Origin of the sequence: Streptococcus mitis (assembly GCF_047460035.1) — a bacterium.
GTDB classification, from domain to species: Bacteria; Bacillota; Bacilli; order Lactobacillales; family Streptococcaceae; genus Streptococcus; species Streptococcus mitis_DW.
In genome coordinates, this window is record NZ_JASHHB010000005.1 from 128,869 (window position 1) to 154,248 (window position 25,380).

Consider the following 25,380-nt stretch of genomic DNA (forward strand, 5'->3'; position numbering starts at 1 on the left):
GTTCCAACGACCTCTAGGTTGTTATTTCAAACCCTGCAACTTTTCCCAGACAATCTCATAAACGTCTGTTAGTTCTCCTAATCCTCTACGGAAAACATCCTTATCCATGTGGTTGCCATCCGCATCCCACAAACGGCAATTATCTGGTGAAAATTCGTCTGCCAAGATAATCTTTCCATCCTTATCGAAACCGAACTCTAGCTTAAAGTCAATCAATTTAAGCCCAATCTCAGCAAACCAGACTTTCAAAAGTTCATTGATACGACGCGTTTCTTCCTTCAAGTAGGCAATCTGCTGATCATCCGCAATCTGTAGGAATTTCACATGCTCGTCATTGATAAAGGGATCATCCAAATCATCATTTTTATAGTAAAATTCGACAATCGGAGTCTCCAAGGCGATTCCTTCATCAACGCCAAAACGTTTTGAAAAGGAACCAGCCGTGTAGTTGCGAAACACGACTTCCAGCGGAATAATCTCAACCTTTTTATTGAGTTGTTCCGTGTCCGAAAGTTTCTCCACAAAGTGAGTCGCCACACCCGCCGCATTTAATTTCTCAAAAATAAAAGATGAAATCTGATTATTCAACACTCCCTTACCCGCAATCTGCTCCTTCTTAACACCGTTGAAAGCAGTCGCCTGGTCCTTGTAAGTTGAAATAATAAGATTTTCATCCTCTGTTGTATAGATATCTTTAGCTTTTCCCGAATAGATCAATTGTTTTGACATTTTAAAGTTCGCCTTTCGTATTACTTGAGCACATTCTACCACAAAAAACCTAAAATTACAAGAATTTAACCGAATAAACGGCGAATGTGAAGCAAGAATCGTAAAGAAAAAACTGCAAGAAGTATCTTTCTCACAGTTTTAAAATCATTTAATACTCTTCGAAAATCAAATTCAAACCGCGTCAACGTCGCCTTGCCGTACTCAAGTACAGCCTGCGGCTAGTTTTCTAGTTTGCTCTTTGATTTTCATTGAGTATAACTCTAAAAACACGAACATTACTCTTTGTTCAAAAATTGATCCAAATAATAACGTAGATAACTTTTCTTGCCTGTAATCATCTGTAGGCGACCTTCCACCCCATACCGAAGTTTTTCTGCCTGCTCAGCAGTCAGATCGGTCTCAGCCTCGATTTTAAAGAAATTCCCTTTCTCAGTCTTAGTAGCTGTCGCATCAATACTTGTAATAGTAGAATCTAGGAAAAGTTGATTCTTAGCATCATGAGTCGTAGTATAGCGAACAGAGTCCCCAATCTTGACTCTTGCTACATCTTTTGAACTAAGATAGGCTGTAAGTTTGGCTTTCCCTTCTTTTTCCAAGGAAGGATAGAGTTGGGCTAGCAGGCTTCCCTCTGCAACCATGGTAGAATCACTGGTCTCAGGATTAAGGTGAAGCACCCCATCTTCACTTGCCGTAATTTTCCCCTTGTCTAAAAGATTTCCCTGTACCTTCTTACCTGATTCTGCCTCTAAGATCTTTTGGTCTAAAAGAGTCAATTCCTGACCAACCTTAGCCAAGTGTTGTGATTTAAGGGATTCCAATTGACTGCTTAAGCCAGACGCATAGGCTTGCTGGGTACCTGAACCTGCATACTGAACACGGTAAGTAGCAAGACTAGATTCTAACTGAGAAAGCTGCGCTTCAACCTGCGCCACTGCCTGAGCCTTAGCTTGCGGATTTTCCTCCCCCTGAGACTTGTAAGACTGGTAGAGAGAGTAGGCTAGATTCTGACTGGCCAAGGAAACACCTGTTTCAATAGCTGACTTAGCTGTCTGGTAATCGCGAATTTTAGCCTCTGTTTGACTGATGAGGTTGCCGATTTCAGCTTGGGTTTGACTAGCTGCTGCATTCTGGGACGCGATGGTCTCATTTTGTTGCGATGTACTAGCCCTAAGACTGCCTGCTTGGCTGATGTAGTCGCGAAAGGTGGCTTGGTAGCCAAACTTATCCTCCTCTGGAAAGTAATCCGTCCCTTCTTGCAGGCTCTTTTGCAAATACTCCAATTGCTTTTTTTGATCCTTGAGCATGTCCAACTGACTAGCATAGGACTCCACTTGGACACCCTCTGCCCCTTCCTGATATTGAACCAGAAGATCCCCTTTCTTAACCAGCTTATTTTCTTCCAAATGATTGACAAGAATACGATTGTTGCTAGTTGACTGGATATTTGCAAGGATGCGACTAGGCTCAACAGTAGCTCTAGTAGACAAACTCATCTCCTTCTCTGCCAAAGTTACAAATCCAAGTAAAAACACGAGCAGAAGGGACATGGGGACAATCACCCGACTGGAAAAATTATGGTAACGGCGATTATAAAACTCCGCACTTTCTAAAAATTCTGGTTTCATTCTCTCCTCTTTCTAGCTATTCACCAAATGGGCGTAAAATCCACCCTGTGCAAGCAAATCAGCATGATTTCCTTCTTCAACAATCTTGCCCTGATCCAAGACAACAACCTTCTCTGTCCGCTCTGCAATAGTCAAACGGTGGGCAATGAAAATCAAGGTCTTGTCTAAAGCCATAAGATTATCGACAATTCGCTTCTCTGTCAAAATATCCAAACTGCTAGTCGCCTCATCCAAAATCAAGACAGGCGCATCTGTCAAGAGAGCACGCGCCAGAGCGATTCGCTGCCGTTGGCCACCTGAAATTCCTGCCCCATCCGAAGTCAATTCTGTCTGGTAATTCAGTGGCATGCGCTCAATATCCTCCCGAATCTCTGCCAATTCCACCGCCCGTAAGATATCCTCTTGAGTCGTCCCCTCCTTGGCTCCAAGGAGAAGATTCTCCAAAATCGTTCCGTTAAAGACATAGGGCTGTTGAGGCAGGTAGTTGATATACTGACGCAGAGCCTTTTTATCAATCTGATTGAGATTGACACCACCCAGACTAATCTCTCCCTGACTTGGATCGTAAAAATTAACCATCATCTTAGCCAAAGTCGTCTTACCTGACCCTGAAATCCCCACAAAAGCCACCTTAGACCCTTGGGGAACGGTTAAATTGATATCCGACAAGACATCTCGACCATAGCCATACTTGTAGGAAACCTGCTTGAAGGTCATCTCTCCCTTCATCAAGCTCAGATCCTCAACTGTTTTCTTCTCCTCAAACTCAGAAGCTACCAGATAAACCTCATTCAGACGGTTATTGGCAACCTGCGCTGTCTGAAGCTTGGTTTGCAGATTGATGATATTTTCCAAAGGATTGGTAAAGTAAACAAGCAAGGTATTATAGGTAATCAACTGTCCCAAACTCATCTTGCCATCCATGACCAGAACAGCCCCCATCCAGAGAATGCCGACATTGAGCAAGAGATGGGCAACTTTTTTCAGAGCCTTTTGCTGACTCTCTGCTCGACTATAGGTAAAGGATTTTTTCAGATAATCCACAAATTCCTTGTCAATCTTTTGGTAGCGTGAACTTTCACTGGTCAAAGACTTGATAGTCTCAATACCATTGATGTCCTCAATGATAGAAGAAGACAGAACCGCATTGGCTTCCATGGTATCCCGATTCATCTTTTCAAACGGCTTCATAAAGGCAAAGATAATCACTGTGTAGATAGGGAGCGCCAATAAAGTCATGAAAAAGAGATTGGTATTTTGTGAAAATAAAACAAGGGAAATAATGACAACCGTTGATACATCTAGGAAAATCGAAAGAATGGTCGAAGCCAGCGCATCGATGATACTGTTAGCATCTGTGAAACGAGACACGATTTCCCCTGTCCTGCGTGTCGCAAAAAAGGACATAGGCAGGTGAAAAACATGCTTGATATAGGACAAAATCACATCAATCGACAAGCGTTGCCCCAAAACAAGTAAGAGATACTCCTGAGCGTAAGACAAGATTTGCTGGAGGATATAGACGATAACCAGCCCAATAGAAATAATCCCAAGCGTCGAACGCATCTGATCTGGCACATAGGTATCAATGATAGACTGCAGATAATAAGAACCCACAATGTTAATCACGGTTACCAATAGTGTTGCCAAAACGATATTAGCGATCAAGCCACGCTGCTTCACTAATATAGGGATAAAAGAGAGCAGACCATTCTTTTGATCCTTATGAGGCTTGTAGTCTGGACTAGGTGCCATAAACAGAGTCACTCCTGTCCATTCTTCCGCAAAACGCTCACGTGGCAGTTTGGTCAATTTCACCCCAGGATCTGGATCGGCAATATGAATGCTATCCTTATCCTGCCCAGTCACCACATAGTAGTGGAGCAATTTCCCTTCCTTAAGCACATGGGCAACAAAAGGAAAGGTCAAATCTGGCAAGTCAAAGAGTGTCATATCCGCCTTGATCGCTCGCGTCTCAAAACCAATCTCCTCTGCCACCTTGACCAAGCCCAAAGCCGTCGTCCCATCCATAGTCGTCTTGGCCAATTCGCGCAAGTGAGCCAAAGAATAATAGCTACCATAGTAGCCAAAAACCATGGCTAATGAAGCTACACCGCAGTCCATCTGATCCACCTGCGGACGATAGTGACGTTTCCCAAATTTCATATCCATCTCCTTTTTTCTAAACTCATACTCAATTAAAATCAAAGAGCAAACTAGCCGCAGGCTGCTCAAAGCACGGCTTTGAGGTTGTAGATAGAACTGACGAAGTCAGCTCAAAACACTGTTTTGAGGTTGCAGATAGAACTGACGAAGTCAGTAACATATCTACGGCAAGGCGACGTTGACGTGGTTTGAATTTGATTTTCGAAGAATATAAACTCATCTGATAATACCTATCTTACCCCAATTCCCAAATAAAAACTGGACTTCCTTCCCAAATGCGCCTATCTACCTCCCAAATGCACTTTTGGGATAAAAAAATAGGCAGAACAAACGCTCTACCTACTAAAAATATGCTATTGAAAGGAAAATGATTTTTTACTGACACCCTAGGCAAGCTTGGAACAAATAAATCATTGATAGTAACATTTGTGACATCCTATTCATTACTTCAATTTCTAATGTCCCTACTATTTCTAAGCCACCTCTGGCATGATCTATTCATAGTCAGAATAGGTAACACCGTTCTAAATTACGATTCATAGTTACTCCTTTTTTTGATTCGTTACTATAAGACACCTATTCCCTATAAAGAGTCTACTACTTCAAATTTATCCATTCTTTTTTTTTTACTTCTGTATAAAATAATGAAGACCATCATAAATAATGCAATCGTTGGTATATTGAAACTATCAAACCAAGTAGGTAAAGATACTTTATTCATATCAGCTACTAATCTGATGATGGTATAAGACATTGAACTAAGTAATACCATGATTTCAGGCCAAACTTTCAGTATTGATTTAACAAATTTCATATTAAACTCCGATGTGATGCATTCTTAGATTCTAGCCTAGCTATTTTCAGCGCAGACTAACAAGTCATTCTTAACTGTTTACTCTACTCGCTTTTTATTGATCTTATATCCTAGATAAAAGAGCCCAAATAAAACGGGGTAAATTTCTGGATAAAATAGGGTATTGATTGGATTTTTCAAAATCAAATACGTTGCGATGTAGATTATGAGCGATACGATAAAATACCCTTCAGCAAAGCCTAATAAAAATGTTTTCATAAGAAACCCCTAATTACCTGACAAGAATGGCGGAAAAACGCTACCATTCATATACACAAAATCCTTTTGATTCATGTTCTTCATTACTCCTTTGTATTATATTTTATTGCTATGTAAATGAGTAAAATGAGTATTGGGTAAGTAAATACTTCTGAAATATCCATAAAATTTACACTATACTGTCCAGATAATATTTTATAGTCAATTAAAATTTGAACGATAGTAAAAATAATACGTATCGATAACAATACCCCTAGTAATATCACTTCTTTTTTTAAAAACATAGAAATGCCTCTCTGACTACAATCAGATTATGGTCTATTCGCATAATACCCCAAAGCTGCTCCACCTACAGGAAGTAATGATCCTTTGATAACAATTAATAAACCTGCTCCAACTTATTCACTTTGCTCTACGATTTCAAATTGATTCAAATTTTGCATGTTATATCCCTCTTTAAATAATACTAGCCAAGCCAATAGTGACTCCTACTAATAAACCCACTATCCCTGAAGCTGATATAATAACAGCCGCAAATTCGTTTGAAAAATTCATTGATTTCTCCAAAGTGTCTTATCTAAAGTAACCCCATGCAACTAGCCCTGCAGCAGATAAGCTGCCGACAACATACCCCGCAACCTTGATTCCTACTGGAACTGCTACTACCGCTGCAGGAAGTACTCCTCCATCAACTGTTGCTAGTTCTTTTTCTGTCATTTCTGTAAACTGATTATCATTTACTAAAATATTCATTTTAAGTTCTCCTTGCTCTTATTCACTTTTGCTTTAAATATTTCTTTTTTATTAATATAGTATGTCAATGCTACTAACAAAATACAGATCCCCAACGATACCTTCTCTAAATTAAGTAGAGAATAAATTAATAATATGCTGTAAGATATTAAAGCAGATCCTATATATATTTTTTTTAATATTCTATTCATAAAACTTACTCAAAGTCTTATTTCAGATTTTTACCAACTTGATAGAGACCTGCTCCCAGTATAATAGCCCCTCCTGTTACAGAAAAACCTTTAAACGCCGCTACTCCAAACGCAACTACTAGTGGTGCAATTCCCCCATCTACATCCATCAACTCTTCTTCTGTAAGAGCTACAAAGTTCTGTTCCATTTTGTCAAAATTTGTCATCTTTTTCTCCTCTTGTCCTATTTTTTCTAAATCTTATCCTCTAAAAAATGGAGTTCCAATAAATACACTACGTAACAATAGACCTGTAATTAAACCCCGTTGATAACTTTCCTTGCTACCACCCACCAGCAAGGCTAAGTCGCTTTCCTTTAATACTTCAATAGTACACTTATCATTCATTTCATTCATCGCTTATCCCCTAAAAACCTAAACCTCTACGAAATCCAACGTACCAATCTGCAAGTGTCTTCGTCCAATTTTCTCCACCTTGAATATCGGTCAATTCTTCCGAAGTCAGCTCAACAAATCCATAATAATGTTCTTTCATTATTTTATTCCTTTCTTTTTTCCCTCTCACTTATCTATTCGAAAAACAATCCGAAAATGAACAACTAAATTAAATTTTATTTAAAAAATAATTTAATAAACCACGGATACAAGATTGGTAGATACATAAACCAGGCTCCTTCCTTTTTTCTCTTACTTATCTATTCGAAAAAAATTTCGAAAATGAATAACTAAATTAAATTTTATTTATAAAATAATTTAATGAACCACGGATACAAGATTGGTAGATACATGAACTAGGCTCCTTTCCTTTTCCTCTTACTTATCTATTCGAAAAAGAATTCAAAAAAATAAGAATATCAGAAAATTTTCCGACATTCTTATTGATAAATTCATTCAAATCTAACAGATATTAGACATTGAGATATTTTTTAAGGGTTCTTCTGGCTGTCCGTGATACAGGGAAGTGCAAGCCTTCTAACAGGGTCACTTCTGTCGCAGTCATCTCTTCAATGGCCTGTAAACTGACCAACGTATTGCGATTGGCATAGGCAAAGTAATCTTTTTCAGCCTTGGCAGCAATATCCTTGAGACTGCCATAAATGGTCTTGATAGAATGATTGGCATAATAGACCTTGATACGGTGGGATTCCACTGAGGTTTCAAAGGCTAAAATCTCATGGTAGGGCAGAGTAAAGCCCCGTCTCCCCTCAAAACTATAGGTAAAGAGACGCATATTTTCCCTCTTGTCCACTGCCAGTACATAGTCCAGACAGCGCTCCAGCTGATGACGGTAATCCTCCTCAGGCTGATCCTTGGAAATAAAATCCAAGGCAGACAAGTGGTAGCGAAAAGCTAGAGGCAAGGCCTCCGAGTGCGTGGACACAAAGACAATGCTTGTAAAAGGATCCCGCTCCCGAACCTGTTGAGCAACCTGAAAGCCCCGTTCACGCTCTCCATCAATCTCTAAATCCAATAAATAGAGTTGGTAATGGTCAAAATACTGAGAATACTTTTCAACATCTCCATAGTTTTTGGCAATATCAATTTCCAATCTCAAATTGCGAGAGCGACCGATATCTAGTAAAGTCTGCTCTATCCGTCCTTGCTGGACTCTATCATCTTCCAAAACTAAAATTCTCATTCCTATTCCTCTCGTTTCTCATCCTTAAATGGCAATTCTAAATCTTGTCTAAAGGTCGTCTCTCCCAGTTGGGTATCTAAGTTCAAATCATAATGAAAAACCATATCCTCCAAGGTCGCTAAGCCTAGTCCACTGTGGTTACCCTTGGTCGAATAACCCTTTTGACTGAGAATGCTGGGATTCAGTTCTTCTTTCTTACGAGTGTTTTCAGTGATAAAACGAACACTCCTATCACCTGCCAATAAAGCAACCCGAATCTGCGGATTTTCAGCCTCATTCGCTGCTTCTAAAGCATTTGTCGTGAGGATAGAGAGGATACGGATAGACTCCAACATCGGCAATGCCAGCTCTTTAACAACCCCCACCGTCTCCAAACTAAAATGAATTCCCTGCTTATCTGCCACAATCATGGCTTTGGCCAAGGTATTACGAATGGCTATGTCATGAATATTGTGAAGATTAAAGGCCGTGTAATCTGCCTTTCTCAGCTTTTCATTGGTCTTTAGAAAGACATCTCGATAAATGGTAGACACCTCAGCCATATCTTGATTAGCTATAGCAGGCTCCATACTGGCGACAATCCCTGCAAAATCATGACGGAAACCTCGAACCTCATCATAGAGATGCCCCAACTTATCCACCATCCCTTGCAAGGAACGATTCTCATCTTCCTGTCTCTGAATGGTCTGCTCATCACGATAAACCTGCTCCAAATGCTTGATGTAAAAGAGCCAAGAGAAAAAGAGAATGAAAATCAGGAGAGAAATGGTCGTGTCAAAACGAACGTAGAAAGAACTATTTCTATTGGTCATAAACGAAGAGAATATCCTAAATCCAGTCAGAGGTAGGATAATGAAAAAACTCTTACGATAGTGGGTTTTGAAAGCATCTGAAAAAAATAAATCCAAATCCAAAGACCAACGCTTCATCATAACTACTGTTAGTACGATAGCTAATAGGGAAAAAGAAGAGTTAACAATCCCATTTCCTACTTCTGATAGCATATCTATATCTAACATCCGAATATAGAACAATACCAATAAATAGCGAATACTCTGATAAAAACTAAAAAGATAGAGTGAAAGAAATAAAGATTCTCCTTTTTTCTTCCTATTCATATAGAAAATAAGGTAAAAAAAGATTAAAACTTCCAAATACATGATTTCAAAAAAAGTTTTACCAGCTATTACTTGCATCATTAGTAAATAGACTATGTATCTCTTTTTACGAAATTCCGGTGTAATTTGGTAACCTAGATAGATTGGGGGAATTATAATGGAGACTATCAACAATAAAGCAAATAGAGTCTCCTTAATAAAAGTCAAAATCATACTATCCAATCACGCTCTCCATCAATCTCTAAATCCAATAAATAGAGTTGGTAATGGTCAAAATACTGAGAATACTTTTCAACATCTCCATAGTTTTTAGCAATATCAATTTCCAATCTCAAATTGCGAGAGCGACCAATATCTAGTAAAGTCTGCTCTATCCGCCCCTGCTGGACTCTATCGTCTTCCAAAACTAAAATTCTCATTCCTCTCCTCCTCGTTCCTCATCCTTAAATGGTAATTCTAAATCTTGTCTAAAGGTCGTTTCTCCTAGCTGAGTATCTAAGTTCAAATCATAATGAAAAACCATATCCTCCAAGGTCGCTAAGCCCAGTCCACTATGGTTACCCTTAGTAGAATAACCCTTTTGACTGAGAATGCTGGGATTCAGTTCTTCTTTCTTACGAGTGTTTTCAATGATAAAACGAACACTCCTATCACCTGCCAATAAAGCAACCCGAATCTGCTGATTTTCAGCCTCACTGGCTGCTTCTAAAGCATTTGTCGTGAGGATAGAAAGGATACGGATAGCCTCCAACATCGGCAATGCCAGCTCTTCTACGACCCCCACCGTCTCCAAACTAAAATGAATCCCCTGCTTATCTGCCACAATCATGGCTTTGGCCAAGGTATTACGAATGGCTATGTCATGGATATTGTGAAGATTAAAGGCTGTGTAGTCCGCCTTCCTCAGCTTTTCATTGGTCTTTAGAAAGACATCTTGATAAATGGTAGACACCTCAGTCATGTCTTGATTCGCTATGGCAGGCTCCATGCTGGCGACAATCCCTGCAAAATCATGACGGAAACCTCGAACCTCATCATAGAGATGACCCAACTTATCCACCATCCCTTGCAAGGAACGATTTTCATCTTCCTGTCTCTGAATGGTTTGCTCATCACGATAAACCTGCTCCAAATGCTTGATGTAAAAAAGCCAAGAGAAAAAGAGAATGAAAATCAGGAGAGAAATGGTCGTATCAAAACGAACGTAGAAAGGGTTACATCCCCCAGACATGATGGATGAAAAAAGTCTAAAACCAAACAATAAGGACAATATCCACAAACTTTTCATCACTAACGATTGAAATTTATCTAAAAATAATATATTGAAATCAATTCCCCATCGTCTTAAAATGACAACAGACAAAAACAACGAAATCAAACTAAATACAGAATTAAATCCACTATGCAAGAAATCAGATAGTTCAGAGTAGTCAAATATCAATCGTATTATAAATGTCAAAACCAAATATCGAATACTTTGATAAAACACAAATAGATAAAGTGCAAGAAAGAGAGCTTCCTTCTTCTTTTTCTTTAACACAATCCAAAATATTATATAAAAGAATAATAAATTGGCAACATGCGAGAAACTCGGAAAAACGAAGGTAGCAAATAGCTTAAAAACTACCAAAAGAAATATAGAACGTTTGTCATAAAATGCTTTAGAGAGTTGACTACCTAGATAAATCGGAGGAGCTAAAATATTGATTAAAATCAATATAAACACTAAAAATTCAAGTAATATAATCATAAATCCGTTTAATTAACCCATTAGTAGCAAAACACTAGCTTTGCTTTGGGAATAGATATCACCAACTGTAAATATCTTCAAATTGTTCCAATTCTACAAATGTATTTTTCATTTTCATGACAAACTCCTTTTCATAATTTTATATCCTCTCTATCCCCTTATAAATCCACAAAAGGCTTTAGTTTCTTTTAAAATACAAGAAATCTAAAGCCTCTTGAAAATGATTTGCACGTTTTAATTTTATATTCGTTGTGAAGATTGCTTATCTATTTATTTTACCACAAGAACCTTGTAATATTCATACTTATTTGGCTGTGTAATCTTAATTTTTTGACCATAGAAACCATCGATTTCTTTGTCAAAATAATCTGAAAATCTTGATGGCAAGCGTTTCATCTTAAGAACCTCACCAGATTGGTCTGCATATACAAGTAAGTGATGGAGGGTTGTAGCCATACCATCATCAATCAGTACAAAGTAACCTGTTTTGAGCTTACCTTGTCCATTATCTAAATAGTATAGTTTATTGTTATTGATTGTGAAGTTATCAAATCGAAGTCGTACACCTGGGTCTTCTAGATAAAGATCATTGCCAACTTTTTTGATTTCTGATCTAGTTGTCATCTCTGGAAGTGGTAATACTCTACGACCATCTGCTCCAAAGTAATATCGACCTGGTAGATTTTGGAAATTACGAATGACAGCTTTAGGATCAATTTCTTGTCCTTCTTCTTTATTATCTACTAAAGCTAAGGTTGTATTTGCAACCTCATCCCCATATTTGTCGGAAAACTTCTTGAACTCAGGTTTAATATACCAAGTGTTTTTATCCACGATAATATCAGTAAAGTTATTTCCGTCAAATTTTGCTTTAATCAGATATTCATATCCATCGCCTAAACGAACAATGTCACCATGTTTATAAGGGCTATTTTGTAAAGTGAACATATGGCCATCCTTGCTGAGAATATAGCCTGTGCCATCACTAGAATTTACAACTCTATCAGAGGCCATTGCACCTGATTGTTCAAAATAATACCAATTATTATCTATGAACTCCCAACCTGTCTGCATAGAACCACTAAAACGAAGATAGTACCATGTAGACCCTTCTTTGTACCAACCTGTACGCATGGCACCACTATCTGCTAGTGAGTACCAGGTGTTGCCTTCCTTGTACCATCCTGTGCGCATAGCACCACTATCTGCTAGTGAGTACCAGGTATTGCCGTCTTTGAGCCAGCCTGTCTGCATTTTACCAGTGCTGTCGAAGTGATACCATGAGCCAGCATTTTGTACCCATTTATCCTTAGCTAGACTGCCATCTTGTGAAAGATTCCAGTCAGCACCATTTTTAACCCAAGTATCTGCAGCCTGTGCTTGGTTGATAGATAAAAGCAGACCAGCACCTGCAAGCAAACCAAGTGTGAGTAATTTAGATTTTTTCATAGCCATTTCCTCCTATTCTATAGTGAAATGAACATGACTTCCTAGTAAACAAAGCTGTTCGCTTTTTTCGTTTTACTCTGTCTGATAGTTTATTTCACAACAGAAACATTACCTGTCTTACTATCGATTTTAACAGTTTGACCGTAGAAACCATCAATTTCTTTATTAAGATAATCTGAAATTCCTGTTGGCAATCGTTTCATTTTAAGAATTTCACCAGATTGGTCTGCATATACAAGGAAGTGATGGTGGGTTGTAGCCATACCATCATCAATCAGTACAAAGTAACCTGTTTTGAGCTTACCTTGCTTATTTTCTAAATAGTATAGTTTATTGTTATTGATTGTGAAGTGAGCAGATAGTCTAAGTCGTACACCTGGGTCTTCTAGATAAAGATCATTGCCAACTTTTTTGATTTCTGATCTAGTTGTCATCTCTGGAAGTGGTAATACTCTACGACCATCTGCTCCAAAGTAATATCGACCTGGTAGATTTTGGAAATTACGAATAACAGCTTTAGGATCAATTTCTTGTCCTTCTTCTTTATTATCTACTAAAGCTAAGGTTGTATTTGCAACCTCATCCCCATATTTGTCGGAAAACTTCTTGAACTCAGGTTTGATATACCAAGTATTTTTAGCCACGATAACATCAGTATAGTTATGTCCGTCAAATTTTGATGTAATCAGATACTCATATCCATCACCTAAACGGACAATATCATCATCTTTATAAGGGCTATTTTTTAAAGTCAACATATAGCCATCCTTACCAATGATATAACTTTCTCCATCGCTGGCTGGAACAGCTCTGTCTGCGACCATAGCACCTGATTTTTCAAAGTAAGACCATTCACCATTTGCAGTCGCCCATCCTGTTGCCATAGCTCCACTGCCTTTGAGGTAATACCATGTAGCCCCTTCTTTGTACCAACCTGTACGCATGGCGCCACTATCTGCTAGAGAGTACCATGTTCCAGCTTCCTTGTACCAGCCAGTACGCATAGCGCCACTATCTGCTAGGGAATACCATGTATTTCCGTCTTTGAGCCAGCCTGTCTGCATTTTACCAGCGCTATCGAAGTGATACCAAGAGCCAGCATTTTGCACCCATTTATTTTTAGCGAGACTGCCATCTTGAGAAAGATTCCAGTCAGAACCATTTTTAACCCAAGTATCTGCAGCTTGTGCTTGATTGATTGACAAAAGCAGACCAGCACCTGCAAGCAAACCAAGAGTGAATAGTTTAGATTTTTTCATAGTTATTTCCTCCTAAAATAGATAAATCCAAAGCAAGAAAATCCAATAGAAACGAAGCCAAAAGAGATACCCGATTCATAAACTTGAACCACTCAGACCTCCTAAAATTTCCATGAACATAAGATAGAGACTAGTTTATCAAAAGTACATAGCCATCACCTTCTCCCAACTATAAAATAAATCCTTTTTTATATCTACATTATAGTCCTGGAAAAAAGGAAAGTCAATTAAAATTGTGATTATATTAACATTTTTGTTCTACGAAAATCAATCTATCTCTTCTTTTGATCTTCATTTCTTATCTCCTTTTGGAGATTGATTTTTCTGATTTTATTATATCCCTTATTTGTCACCATATCTCTTCTGTCCCTAGAAAGACTAAATCTGTTCCTAAACGGTCACTTATACTCAATGAAAATCAAAGAGCAAACTAGGAAGCTAGCCGCAGGTTGCTCAAAACACTGTTTTGAGGTTGTGGATAGAACTGACGAAGTCAGTAACCATACGACGCTGACGTGGTTTGAAGAGATTTTCGAAGAGTATTAAGCCAAATAAAAAATTCCAAAGCAAGTGCCTTGGAACTCCGATTTCTATTTTGCTTGAATGATCTTAACCACATCGCCTACACTTTGCAGTTGGTCAATTTCCTCATCGCTGATTTCGATACTAAATTCATCTTCCAGCGTCAAGATAAACTCCATCAAGTCAACTGAGTCAGCATCCAAATCGTCTTTCAGACTCAAGGATTCTGTCACGACAAAGTCCTCTCCCTGTCGCTCTTGGATAATGGTCACAATACGGTCAAAAATTTCTTTTTCTGTCATCTCTTTTATTCTCCTGAAAATTCACGCGCAGTCTGGGCAACCACGTCTGTCTCTAGCATGGTACGAATCTGGCGGATTGTACTATAAACAGCCTTGGCATCGCTTGAGCCATGAGTCTTGACAACCGGTGCCTTGACACCAAACAAGACTGCTCCACCAACATCTGAATAGTTGAGCTGTTTTTTCAAACCTCTAAGGCTATCCTTGAGAAGGAGGGCGCCTAGTTTCGCTCGAAGACCACCACCTGTAATAGCTGTCTTGAGCAAACCCATGATTCCCATAGCTGTTCCTTCAATGGATTTGAGCACAGCGTTTCCCGTGAAACCATCTGCCACGACAACATCCGCAACGCCATTCATCAAATCACGCGCTTCCACGTTTCCGATAAAGTTTAAACTTTCATCAGCTGCTAGTAATTCGTAAGTTTCCTTACGAAGCGGATCGCCCTTGCTACTCTCTGTTCCGTTATTGAGCAAGCCAACGCGTGGTTGCGCAATTCCACGGACATTTTTAGCATAGAAGGAACCTAGAACAGCGTATTGATGGAGGTGCTGGGCTGTATTTTCCGCATTGGCACCGAGGTCGAGCATGTCAAAACCTTTTCCATCTACAGTTGGCAAGGTCGACATAAGCCCAGGACGGTCGATGTTCTTGATACGACCCACGATGAAAAATCCTGCTGCCAACAAAGCACCTGTATTCCCAGCCGATAGGACAGCATCTGCCTCTCCATCTTTGACAGCCTTAGCCGCCAATACCATACTGGCATTTTTCTTCTTCCGAATAGCTCTTGTAGGTTCATCGTCTGAATCAATCTTCTCATCCGTATGGATAATGCTGACGCGCTCTGTCGCTGTTAGATATTGCTTGATTTTAGCTTCATCTCCGTAGAGTTGAACCTCGATATCTGAAAAGTCAGCTAGGGCTTGATTGACACCCTCAACGATGGCTTGGGGTGCGTAATCGCCCCCCATGGCATCTACTGCGATTTTTTTCATTTCTTTTCCTCTTTTAGTAATTGTCCCCAGTCTGCTAGGGAATCAATAAATTTCTTTGATTTTAGGTGAATCCCAACGTACTCTTCGTAGAGTTGATCCATAAATTGGCGTAGCTCTTGCTTGATTTCGGGATTGAGCGAAATGGTCTCCAAGGTCTCAAAATCAATAGCTTGAAATTGATTGAGCAGATAAGGGATATTGGGATTGAGATGGCAACGTCTCTCATCTTCATGATAATGATCTGGACAGAGGCAGGCACCATATTTGAAAGAAAAGTCAAAAGCCTGACCAACCCGATGACAAAAGACACACTCATTAAAATTGAGGCTGATCCCAAATCGAGTCAAGATTTGGATTTCAAAAATATTGGTCAAGACCTGATAATCCAAACCCTCTTCCATCAACTCCAAGGTCTTTTGTAAAAAAGCAAACAAGGGGGCATCCTGCTGATTGTCCTGCAAACTAGCATCTGCAAGAGCCGCTACATAGGTCGCATAAGCCATGACAAAGAGGTCGCTATTAATCTTGGGAAAAGTCATCACCTCATGATAGTCCTCAATGTAGCTAAGCCCGTCATCATTGATTCGTAAGAGAAATCGTGCCAGCACCAAGGGCTGAATAACTGGAGCCAGTTTGGACTGGCCAGCATGTTTGACGAAAAACATCCGCTTACCAGCCTGCTCTGTAAAAATCTTGACGAGCTTGTCATCCTCACGAAAGTTACGATTGTAGAGCACCAAGCCTTGACTCGTGATAGACTGAATCATGCTTCTCTCATATACTCCTCAAGTCGTTTCATGGCTTCTTTGATCGTCTCCATGCTAGCTGCATAAGACAGACGAACATAACCTTCTCCATAACGCCCAAAGGCAGCACCAGGGATAAAGGCAACGGCCTTCTTCTGAGCAAAATCCTTCAGAAAAGCGAAAGAATCTTGATTATATCCTGCTGGAATCTTAGCAAAGATATAGAAGGCACCGTCTGGTTTGATAATCTCAAAACCAAGAGCAGTCATTTTCTCGATAATATAGTCCCGACGCTGGATGTATTCCTTCTTCATAGGCTCCGCATCGTTTTTACCAGCTGTCAAGGCTTCCACCGCAGCATGTTGAGCCATGGTATTTGCGGCAGTCACCAAGTACTGGTGACTCTTGATTAACTGGGCTGTGAAGGCCGCAGGAGCAAAAATCAGCCCCAAACGCCAACCTGTCATGGCATGTGATTTAGACAAACCATTGATAATAATAGCCTGGTCTCTCAACATAGTTCCTAGAGACACATGGGCTTCCCCTGTGTAGGTCAATTCTGAGTAAACCTCATCACAGACAACGAAAATTTCGTACTTACGCAAAACAGCTGCTAAGGCTTCCAACTGCTCCCGATTATAAGTAATTCCTGTCGGATTGGATGGATAGTTGAGGATAACCGCCTTGAGCTTGTCTCCCTGCTCCAAAATGGCCTTCTCCAACATTTCAGGAGTCAAGACAAAACCATTTTCAGTTGTGTCAATCTCGACAATCTCTGCCCCAACTAGATTGACAATCGGTTCATAACCCGGATAAGCAGGAGCTGGCAAGAGTACCTTGTCTCCCTCTTCCAAAATAGCTGTCAAAGTAGCAGATAAAGCCTCTGTCGCCCCAATTGTAACCAAGATTTCATTTTCAGGAGCATAGTCCAGTTGGTACTTTTCCTTAACAAAGTCACTGGCTGCCTGACGTAAAGTCAACAGACCACTCATCCCTGTATAGTAGGATTGGTTCTGGTCAATCGCTCGCTTGGCCGCCTCCTTGACATGATCTGGCGTTGTAAAATCAGGTTCCCCCAAGGTCAAACGCAAAACCCCAGGAATCTCCGAAATAGCCTGGTCAAACTGACGAATCAACGAAACTTGAATCTTATCTAACTGTTTATTAAAGCGCTTAGTTAAGTCCATAGATACCTCCTACTTTCAAAACGTATCTCTATTATACTACAAAAGCCCCCCGACCGCAAAAATACATTAGAGAATAGCTTTCCACTTTCTATTTTACTTTTCCTGTTTACAGGTCTATAATGGTAACAGATTCTATTTGGAGGTTTTTATGTCATTTCTATCAAAAAATGGAGCAGGTATATTGGCCTGTCTTCTGATTTCAATCGTATCTTGGTACTTAGGAGGATTCTTCCCTGTTATTGGCGCGCCTGTCTTTGCAATTTTCATAGGCATGCTTCTCCATCCCTTTCTCTCGCCCTATAAACAACTGGATGCTGGATTGACCTTTAGTTCTAAAAAATTGCTCCAGTATGCTGTTATCTTGCTTGGTTTTGGTCTCAATATCTCGCAAGTCTTCGCAGTCGGACAATCTTCACTCCCTGTTATCCTGTCCACCATTTCAATAGCCTTGATTGTTGCCTTCCTCTTCCAGCGTTTCTTTGCACTGGACACAAAACTGGCTACCTTGATTGGAGTGGGTTCTTCTATCTGTGGGGGCTCTGCCATTGCAGCAACAGCGCCTGTTATTCACGCCAAGGAAAAGGAAGTAGCCCAAGCCATTTCCGTTATCTTTTTCTTCAATGTCTTGGCTGCGCTCATCTTTCCAACCCTCGGCACCTGGCTTCATCTATCCAATGACGGCTTCGCCCTCTTTGCAGGGACTGCGGTCAATGATACTTCCTCTGTAACCGCTACCGCCAGCGCCTGGGACAGTCTCTACCAGACTAATACCCTGGAATCCGCAACCATTGTCAAACTCACACGTACTCTGGCTATCATCCCCATCACTCTCTTTCTCTCCTACTGGCAAAGTCGCGAGCAAAAAAATAAGCAAGGCTTACAGCTGAAAAAAGTCTTCCCACTGTTTATCCTTTACTTTATCCTTGCATCTCTCCTAACCACCCTACTGACCTCTCTCGGGGTATCCAGTAGTTTCTTTACCCCTCTCAAACAACTCTCCAAATTCCTCATTATCATGGCCATGAGTGCTATCGGGCTTAAAACCAATCTAGTAGCCATGGTCAGATCCAGTGGTAAATCCATTCTTCTTGGAGCCCTTTGCTGGATTGCCATCATCCTCACTAGTCTTGGTATGCAAGCATTGATTGGTATTTTCTAACACAAAAGGTAGCCCTCCAGCTACCTTTTTCTTATGCTTCCTCAATCAAGCGTGTATGCTCTCTCTTGATGCAACGATTCATCACGATATCATTACATCCACCAGCACGCAAGATTTCTTCCGCTTCTAGACTTTCAAGTCCTAGCTGTGCCCAAAAAATCTTAGCATCAGCCTTGAGAAAATCACGCGCCACATCTGGCAAAAACTCACTGCGACGGTAAACATTGACAATATCTACAGGAAAAGGAATCTCAGCTAGACTAGCATAAGCTTTTTCACCCAAGATTTCACCACCTGCCGCCTTGGGATTGACTGGGATAATTTTATAACCCCGAGCCTGCATTTCCTTGGTCACTCGATTGCTAGTTGTTTCTTCACGGTCTGACAAGCCCACCACAGCAAGGGTTTTACTCGTTGTGAGATACTGACGAATCACGCCATCACTTGGATTGATAAATTCTTGACTCATAGAAATCCTCCTTTTTCATCAGTATAGCACATTTTGAAAAGGCTTGCATAATTCTACTACAAAAAAGGAGGACTAGCCCCCTTTTTATTTAGCCTCGTACCAGGTTACCCCTTCATTTTCATCTGCGATAAGGGGAACACTGAGTTCAATAGCTTCTTCCATGGTTTGTTTGACCAATTTTTTCATCTCTGCCAATTCAGATTTAGGAACTTCAAGTACGATTTCATCGTGCACTTGTAACAGCATCTTAGTCTGATAACTACCTGCAACCAAGGCTTTATCCAGCTGAATCATGGCAATCTTGAGAATATCTGCTGCCGAACCCTGAATAGGAGAGTTGATAGCTGTCCGCTCCGCAAAACCACGAATATTAAAGTTGCGCGAATTGATATCTGGCAACTCACGACGACGCTTGAAGAGGGTCTCTACATAGCCCTTATCACGCGCCTCACGCACCACTTCATCCATGTAGTTTTTAATACCTGGGAAGCGTTCAAAGTAGGTATCAATATAGGCTTTGGCTTCCTTACGACTAATACCCAGATTATTAGACAAGCCAAAGTCTGAGATTCCATAAACCACCCCAAAGTTAACTGCCTTGGCATTGCGACGGTCGTTTGCAGTCACATCCTCAGGACGTTCAATGCCAAAGACCCGCATGGCTGTCGAAGTATGGATATCTGCCCCCTCTTGGAAGGCATTAATCAAGTGCTCATCCTTAGAGATATGCGCCAAAACGCGCAATTCAATCTGTGAATAATCCGAACTGAGCAACACACTATCCTCCCACTCGGGTACAAAAGCCTTCCGAATGAGACGCCCCTGCTCCAAACGCACAGGAATATTTTGCAAGTTTGGATCCACACTAGACAAACGCCCAGTCTGGGTCAAATCCTGCACATAACGAGTATGAATCTTACCATCAGCCAAAATCCAGTCCTGCAAGCCAATCACATAAGTCGATTGAATCTTGGCAATCTGACGGTAATCCAGGATTTTCTTAACAATTGGCGCAATAGGAGCCAAGCGCTCCAAGACATCCACCGCTGTCGAGTATCCAGTCTTAGTTTTCTTAGTGTATTCTAGAGGTAGCCCCAATTTTTCAAAGAGAAGCACTCCCAACTGCTTAGGCGAGTTGATATTAAACTCCTCACCAGCCAGTTCATAAATCTCCTGAGTCAGTTTTTCAATGACAAGCTCATTTTCAGCCTGCATCTCAAGCAAGGTCTCTTTCTTGACCGTAATCCCAGCAATTTCCATCTTGGCAAGGACAAAAGCCAAAGGTTGCTCCATATCATAAAGAAGCTCTAATTGCCCATTTTCGCTAAGTTTTTCAAGCAAAATAGGTTCTGTTTCGACCAAAACGGCAAGTTTACGTGCCAAATGTTCTAAGAATTTCTCGCGTTCAGGAATGGCCTTCTTGACTCCCTTACCATAGAAAGTCTCATCATCAACCAAATAAGTCTGACCATAAAGACTAGCGATGGTCGCAATTTCATTGTCCTCCACAGTCGAAAGGAGGTATTTAGCCAATCGGCTATCAAAAGCAGGCGCCTGCAAATCCGCACCCAAACGATGCAAGAGAACTTTAGCTTTCTTAAAGTCATACACCCTCAAAGGTGTTTTTTCTAAAAAGGCCTTGAAAATCGGGTCTTGCAACAGCTCAAGCTTGTCTGTGGCATAGAGCTTATCTCCACAAGACCAAGCAAAACCAACCAAATCATCCGTATGGTAATTCTCACCAAAAAGCTCAAAATGGAAGATAGACTCTTCACTCAGCATATCTTGACTGATTTGGTCAACAATAGTAAAATCCAAACTCTCAGCCACATCAGCTGACGACACATTTAAAGCCTGCTTGAGCTGTTTGAAGCCCATCTCATCGTAGAATTTCCCAAGATTTTCCACATCTGGACCACTATAGACCAAATCCTCCAAACCAATCGCAATCGGTGCCTTGGTATCAATAGTCGCCAGTGTTTTAGACAAAAAAGCCTGTTCCTTATCATTGATGAGATTTTCCTTCATCTTAGAAGCCTTCATCCCATCGATATTCTCATAAATCCCCTCGAGTGAGCCATGCTCCAGCAAGAGCTTGATACCCGTCTTTTCACCAATTTTGGTCACCCCAGGGATATTATCCGACTTATCACCCATGAGCGCCTTGAGATCGATAAACTGAGTCGGTGTGATGCCCATCTTTTCCATGAGATATTCTGGCGTAAAGGCCTCAAACTCAGCCACACCTTTCTTAGAAATCTCAACCACCGTATGCTCATCCGTCAGCTGAATCAAATCCTTGTCCCCACTGACAATGGTAATATCAAAACCATCCTGCTCTGCTAGTTTATCCAGTGTCCCAATGATATCATCCGCCTCATACTGAGCCAACTCATAGTGACGAATCCCCATATGATCCAACAACTCACGAATGAAAGGAAATTGCTCACGAAACTCATCAGGAGTCTTAGCCCGACCACCCTTATAGTCCGCATACATCTCTGTCCGGAAGGTCGTCTTTCCCGCATCAAAAGCCACCAAAATATGACTCGGCTCAACCCGCTCCAACAAATGGCTCAACATCAACTGGAAGCCATAAATTGCATTGGTATGCAAGCCAGCCGCATTCTTAAAACGGTCCAACTGCTGATAGAGGGCAAAAAACGCCCGAAAAGCAACAGAAGACCCATCAATCAATAATAATTTTTTCTTATCCATACACCCATTATAAAGGAAAGCACCAAAAAATACCATTGGGAAGAGCTAGACCGAGTATTTTTCATCTCTTTTCCGAATAAATAGATAGAGCCAGAGAATCCATTAAACCTAGATTTAAAAATGTGCTATAATGAAAGGAGAAAGAATATGACATTACGTCATCCGGGCATCAGCCCAACCAATGATTTAGTGGCTAAGAAGATTTTTAGCAATCCAGAAATCACTTGTCAATTTATACGCGATATGCTGGACTTGCCAGCAAAAAATGTGACCATTTTGGAGGGAAGTAACATTCACGTCTTGCCTTCCCTGCCCTACTCGGCGCAGGATTTCTATACTAGTATAGACGTCTTGGCAGAGTTGGACAACGGTACTCAGGTTATTATCGAAATCCAAGTTCATCATCAGAATTTTTTCATTAATCGTTTGTGGGCTTACCTGTGCAGTCAGGTCAATCAAAACCTTGAAAAAATTCGTCAGCAAGAAGGCAATACTCATCAAAGTTACAAACACATCGCCCCCGTTTATGCCATTGCAATCGTGGATAGCAATTATTTCCAAGATGACTTGGCTTTCCATAGCTTTAGTATGCGCGAGGACACGACAGGTGAGGCTTTAACAATTACAAACAATGGACAAGAAAACTATCTAGTCAAGATAGCATTCTTGGAACTAAAAAAATACAGAGAAACCAGCAAAGACAAGGTTCGCAAGCCGTGGTTGGAGTTTTTCGGGAATAAGCCCTTTACCCAACAACCTGAGCGAGCTATCAGCCAAGCAGACCAACTGCTGGACTACAAGAGCTGGTCCGAGGAGGACAGGAAGATGTTTAGTGAACAACGCAGACGCGAAGAACAAGCTTTGTTAGCACAGGACTATGCTTTGGAAACTGCTAGAGCCGAGGGACTTGAACGTGGGAAAGTTGAAGGAAGAGTCTTTGCTTTCTTAGATATAGTTCGCCAAGGTCTTCTGACTTCCGAGGTTGCCAGTCAGCAATTGGGTATGACTGTCGCTGAATTTGAGGCACTATTGTAAGTTTATAGAATAACATAAAAGTGAACAAAGCTGAAACATCGTTTTGTTCACTTTTTTCTTCTTTTCAACAGAACTCTCACTATAGTCCATATCACAAAAAGAGAAGGGCATAAATCCTTCTCTTTTATATCTTCAACTAATTAGTTTTTGCGTTTCACAAATGGAAGGGCACCAAGGAGCAATCCAAGGAATCCTAATGATGCAATTGCAACATTATCTTTTCCACCAGTATTTGGAAGTTCTTTCTTATCATCTGCTTTTGCAGCTGGGGCTTGATAAGTATTGTCTTGGCTAGTTCCTGCTACAGTTGGTGCAACCGCAGGAGTTGCTGGAGCATCTGCTGGTGTTGCTGCTGGAGCATCTGTTCCAGAAGCTGATGGTGTTTTTGATACAAGTGCAGGTTCATTTACAGCTGTGTTATCACTTTGTCTACCTTCTTCTTTAGTTGGGCTACCAGTACTATCACCTACTTTTTTAATTTCAGGATACTCTGGAAGTTCTTCTTGAACTAAAGCTTCACCTTTTTCTGATTTAGGTTGTTCAGCTGGTTTATTTTCCTCAGCAGGAGCGGGATTTGTAGTTTCTTCAGCTTTTTTATTTGCCGCATCTAATTCTTTTTCTGCTTCTTTTGCAGTTAAGCCTTCTTTGAATCGTTTCACAAAGTCAGATCTCTTTTTAGCTGCTTCTTCCTTTAATTTTTCAATTACTTCCTGTTTTTGTTTTTCTAATTCAGGATCATTCTTCGTATCAGCTTTTTCTAATTCTGCAATTGCTGCTTTTAATGCCGCATCATAATTAGCTAAGAATTCTTTTTGCGCTGCTTCTTCTTTAGCTGCCGCTTCTTTATCTTCTTCTGCAGCCTTCTCATTCGCTTTATCGATTAATTCTTCGGCTTGTTTTGCAGTTAAGCCTTTTTTGAAGCCTTCTACGATTTGTTTTCTTGTTGCGTCTGATGCTGCTTTTAATGCTGCAATTGTATCAGCTTTTGCTTTTGCTTCTTCTGGACTATTCGTTTCAGCTTTTTCTAACTCTGCAATTGCTGCTTTTAATGCTGCATCATAATTAGCTAAGAATTCTTTTTGCGCTGCTTCTTCTTTAGCTGCCGCTTCTTTATCTTCTTCTGCAGCCTTCTCATTCGCTTTATCGATTAATTTCTCTGCTTCTTCTACAGTTAATCCTTTTTCGAAGCCTTCTACGATTTGTTTTCTTGTTGCGTCTGATGCTACTTTTAACGCTGCAATTGTGTCAGCTTTTGCTTTTGCTTCTTCTGGACTATTCGTTTCAGCTTTTTCTAATTCTTTGACAGCCTCTTCTAATGCTTTATCATAATTTGCTAAGAACTCGTCTTGTGCTGCTTTTTCTTTTGCTGCCGCTTCTTTATCTTCTTCTGCAGCTTTCTCATTTGCTTTATCGATTAATTTCTCTGCTTCTTCTACAGTTAATCCTTTTTCGAAGCCTTCTACGATTTGTTTTCTTGTTGCGTCTGATGCTGCTTTTAATGCTGCAATTGTGTCAGCTTTTGCTTTTGCCTCTTCTGGACTATTCGTTTCAGCTTTTTCTAATTCTTTGACAGCCTCTTCTGGACTATTCGTTTCAGCTTTTTCTAATTCTTTGACAGCCTCTTCTAATGCTTTATCATAATTTGCTAAGAACTCGTCTTGTTTTGCTTTTGCTTCTGCTTCTGCTTTTGCTTCTTCCGCAGCTTTTTTATTTGCATCATCAATTGCTTTTTCAGCTTCTTCTACAGTTAAACCATTTTTGAAACCATCCTCGATTTCTTTTTTCTGTTTAGCTGCTTCTGCTTTTAATTTTGTAATGGCCTCTGCAACTTGTTTTGCTAATTCAGGATTATTTTGAGTATCCGCTTTTTTTAATTCTGCAATTGCGTCTTCTAACGCTTTATCAAAATTCGCTAAAAATTCTTTTTGAGCTGCTTCCTCTGCTTTAGCTGCTTCTTCCTCTTCTGCTTCCTCTTTTTTAGCAATTTCTTCTATTTCATTTTCAGTAGCTTCTGCGGTTTTCCCTGTCTTGAACCCATCCTCGATTTTAGCTCTCTCTTTAGCTGCTTCTGCTTTTAATTTTGCAATTGTCTCTTTAATACTTTCAGCTGATCCTGGATCATTTTTTGCTTCTTCTTCTAATTCTTTAATAGTTTCTTCTAAAGCTTGATCAAAATTAGCTAAAATTTCATTTTGAGCTGTAGTTTCTTCTGCAGCTTTTACAACTGACGGTTGAGAAGCAATAAATGCGGATCCCAACATAGCAACACTAGCCAAGCTAGTTAAAATTATTTTCTTTTTATCCATTTTAAAAACCTCTTTTTTATAATATATTCCTTTCCATTATAACGTTTCTTAATGTCATAAGCAAGCAATATAAATAAACCCTTTTAATTCATTTAAACTGGAAAAATTTATCCTTTCTAAATCTTATCTTTTCTTCAATCCACTACAGTTGACAAAGAGCCAAAAAAGCTAAAAAGCAGGAGATTTCT

General features: G+C 40.2%; 24 protein-coding genes. 2 read left to right on the forward strand and 22 right to left on the reverse strand.

Annotated features, from left to right (window positions below; translation table 11 throughout):
- Window positions 1–21 precede the first annotated feature (21 nt).
- From purC to QM956_RS05920, 19 genes are all read right to left on the reverse strand, one after another.
- Window positions 22–729: a phosphoribosylaminoimidazolesuccinocarboxamide synthase gene (gene purC, locus QM956_RS05830; RefSeq protein ID WP_414302335.1), complete on the reverse strand. Its 708-nt coding sequence runs from the start codon at window positions 727–729 to the stop codon at window positions 22–24.
- A gap of 275 nt (window positions 730–1,004) precedes the next feature.
- Window positions 1,005–2,354, reverse strand: coding sequence for a competence pheromone export protein ComB (gene comB / locus QM956_RS05835; RefSeq protein ID WP_049499430.1), 1,350 nt, complete (start codon window positions 2,352–2,354; stop codon window positions 1,005–1,007).
- Window positions 2,355–2,366: 12 nt separating this feature from the next.
- On the reverse strand, window positions 2,367–4,520 hold the full coding sequence (gene comA, locus QM956_RS05840) for a peptide cleavage/export ABC transporter ComA (protein WP_414302336.1): 2,154 nt from the start codon (window positions 4,518–4,520) through the stop codon (window positions 2,367–2,369).
- 583 nt (window positions 4,521–5,103) lie between these two features.
- On the reverse strand, window positions 5,104–5,334 hold the full coding sequence (locus QM956_RS05845; protein WP_261065739.1) for a bacteriocin immunity protein: 231 nt from the start codon (window positions 5,332–5,334) through the stop codon (window positions 5,104–5,106).
- A gap of 78 nt (window positions 5,335–5,412) precedes the next feature.
- The gene (locus QM956_RS05850; protein ID WP_033685273.1) at window positions 5,413–5,592 is read right to left on the reverse strand and encodes a hypothetical protein; all 180 of its coding nucleotides are present in this window, start codon (window positions 5,590–5,592) and stop codon (window positions 5,413–5,415) included.
- 573 nt (window positions 5,593–6,165) lie between these two features.
- Window positions 6,166–6,345 carry a class IIb bacteriocin, lactobin A/cerein 7B family gene (locus QM956_RS05855; protein ID WP_033685275.1) on the reverse strand — a complete coding sequence of 60 codons (180 nt, stop codon included), beginning with the start codon at window positions 6,343–6,345 and terminating at the stop codon, window positions 6,166–6,168.
- A gap of 208 nt (window positions 6,346–6,553) precedes the next feature.
- Complete coding sequence (locus QM956_RS05860) at window positions 6,554–6,742, reverse strand: class IIb bacteriocin, lactobin A/cerein 7B family (protein WP_120770741.1); 189 nt, start codon at window positions 6,740–6,742, stop codon at window positions 6,554–6,556.
- A 33-nt stretch (window positions 6,743–6,775) separates the two neighbouring features.
- Window positions 6,776–6,931, reverse strand: coding sequence for a hypothetical protein (locus QM956_RS05865; protein ID WP_049499436.1), 156 nt, complete (start codon window positions 6,929–6,931; stop codon window positions 6,776–6,778).
- Between the two features lie 10 nt (window positions 6,932–6,941).
- Entirely contained in the window at window positions 6,942–7,070 is a 129-nt protein-coding gene (locus tag QM956_RS05870) for a smi_0059.1 family bacteriocin-like peptide (protein WP_049499438.1), read from the reverse strand.
- 372 nt (window positions 7,071–7,442) lie between these two features.
- Window positions 7,443–8,174, reverse strand: coding sequence for a response regulator transcription factor (locus QM956_RS05875; protein ID WP_261065738.1), 732 nt, complete (start codon window positions 8,172–8,174; stop codon window positions 7,443–7,445).
- Between the two features lie 2 nt (window positions 8,175–8,176).
- Window positions 8,177–9,178: a GHKL domain-containing protein gene (locus tag QM956_RS05880; RefSeq protein WP_414302337.1), complete on the reverse strand. Its 1,002-nt coding sequence runs from the start codon at window positions 9,176–9,178 to the stop codon at window positions 8,177–8,179.
- A 323-nt stretch (window positions 9,179–9,501) separates the two neighbouring features.
- Window positions 9,502–9,711, reverse strand: a complete 210-nt coding sequence (locus QM956_RS05885; RefSeq protein ID WP_004235961.1) for a response regulator — start codon at window positions 9,709–9,711, stop codon at window positions 9,502–9,504.
- The gene (locus tag QM956_RS05890) at window positions 9,708–10,580 is read right to left on the reverse strand and encodes a GHKL domain-containing protein (RefSeq protein ID WP_414302343.1); all 873 of its coding nucleotides are present in this window, start codon (window positions 10,578–10,580) and stop codon (window positions 9,708–9,710) included. The genes QM956_RS05885 and QM956_RS05890 overlap by 4 nt, the downstream gene beginning before the upstream one ends.
- Before the next feature lie 732 nt (window positions 10,581–11,312).
- Window positions 11,313–12,491: an N-acetylmuramoyl-L-alanine amidase family protein gene (locus QM956_RS05895; protein WP_414302338.1), complete on the reverse strand. Its 1,179-nt coding sequence runs from the start codon at window positions 12,489–12,491 to the stop codon at window positions 11,313–11,315.
- Window positions 12,492–12,580: 89 nt separating this feature from the next.
- The gene (locus QM956_RS05900; RefSeq protein ID WP_414302339.1) at window positions 12,581–13,750 is read right to left on the reverse strand and encodes a PspC-like choline-binding domain-containing protein; all 1,170 of its coding nucleotides are present in this window, start codon (window positions 13,748–13,750) and stop codon (window positions 12,581–12,583) included.
- Window positions 13,751–14,340: 590 nt separating this feature from the next.
- Window positions 14,341–14,574: an acyl carrier protein gene (locus tag QM956_RS05905; RefSeq protein WP_000136448.1), complete on the reverse strand. Its 234-nt coding sequence runs from the start codon at window positions 14,572–14,574 to the stop codon at window positions 14,341–14,343.
- Window positions 14,575–14,579: 5 nt separating this feature from the next.
- A complete protein-coding gene (gene plsX / locus QM956_RS05910; RefSeq protein ID WP_050222969.1) occupies window positions 14,580–15,572 on the reverse strand; it encodes a phosphate acyltransferase PlsX in 993 nt (330 codons plus the stop codon).
- Window positions 15,569–16,339 carry a DNA repair protein RecO gene (gene recO / locus QM956_RS05915; protein WP_261023429.1) on the reverse strand — a complete coding sequence of 257 codons (771 nt, stop codon included), beginning with the start codon at window positions 16,337–16,339 and terminating at the stop codon, window positions 15,569–15,571. Before recO ends, plsX begins: the two co-directional genes overlap by 4 nt.
- Window positions 16,336–17,505: a pyridoxal phosphate-dependent aminotransferase gene (locus QM956_RS05920; protein ID WP_261023432.1), complete on the reverse strand. Its 1,170-nt coding sequence runs from the start codon at window positions 17,503–17,505 to the stop codon at window positions 16,336–16,338. Before QM956_RS05920 ends, recO begins: the two co-directional genes overlap by 4 nt.
- A gap of 148 nt (window positions 17,506–17,653) precedes the next feature.
- On the opposite strand from QM956_RS05920, the gene QM956_RS05925 reads away from it, so the two are divergent.
- Window positions 17,654–18,664: a YeiH family protein gene (locus QM956_RS05925; protein WP_261023433.1), complete on the forward strand. Its 1,011-nt coding sequence runs from the start codon at window positions 17,654–17,656 to the stop codon at window positions 18,662–18,664.
- A 31-nt stretch (window positions 18,665–18,695) separates the two neighbouring features.
- Here QM956_RS05925 and QM956_RS05930 read toward each other — a convergent pair whose 3' ends face one another.
- A complete protein-coding gene (locus QM956_RS05930; RefSeq protein WP_261023435.1) occupies window positions 18,696–19,133 on the reverse strand; it encodes a CoA-binding protein in 438 nt (145 codons plus the stop codon).
- An 84-nt stretch (window positions 19,134–19,217) separates the two neighbouring features.
- The gene (gene polA, locus QM956_RS05935) at window positions 19,218–21,851 is read right to left on the reverse strand and encodes a DNA polymerase I (RefSeq protein ID WP_414302340.1); all 2,634 of its coding nucleotides are present in this window, start codon (window positions 21,849–21,851) and stop codon (window positions 19,218–19,220) included.
- Between the two features lie 147 nt (window positions 21,852–21,998).
- Here polA and QM956_RS05940 point away from each other — a divergent pair, with 147 nt between their 5' ends.
- A complete protein-coding gene (locus tag QM956_RS05940) occupies window positions 21,999–22,886 on the forward strand; it encodes an Rpn family recombination-promoting nuclease/putative transposase (protein ID WP_261082616.1) in 888 nt (295 codons plus the stop codon).
- 140 nt (window positions 22,887–23,026) lie between these two features.
- Here QM956_RS05940 and QM956_RS05945 read toward each other — a convergent pair whose 3' ends face one another.
- Entirely contained in the window at window positions 23,027–25,192 is a 2,166-nt protein-coding gene (locus QM956_RS05945; RefSeq protein ID WP_414302341.1) for an LPXTG cell wall anchor domain-containing protein, read from the reverse strand.
- Window positions 25,193–25,380: the final 188 nt, after the last annotated feature.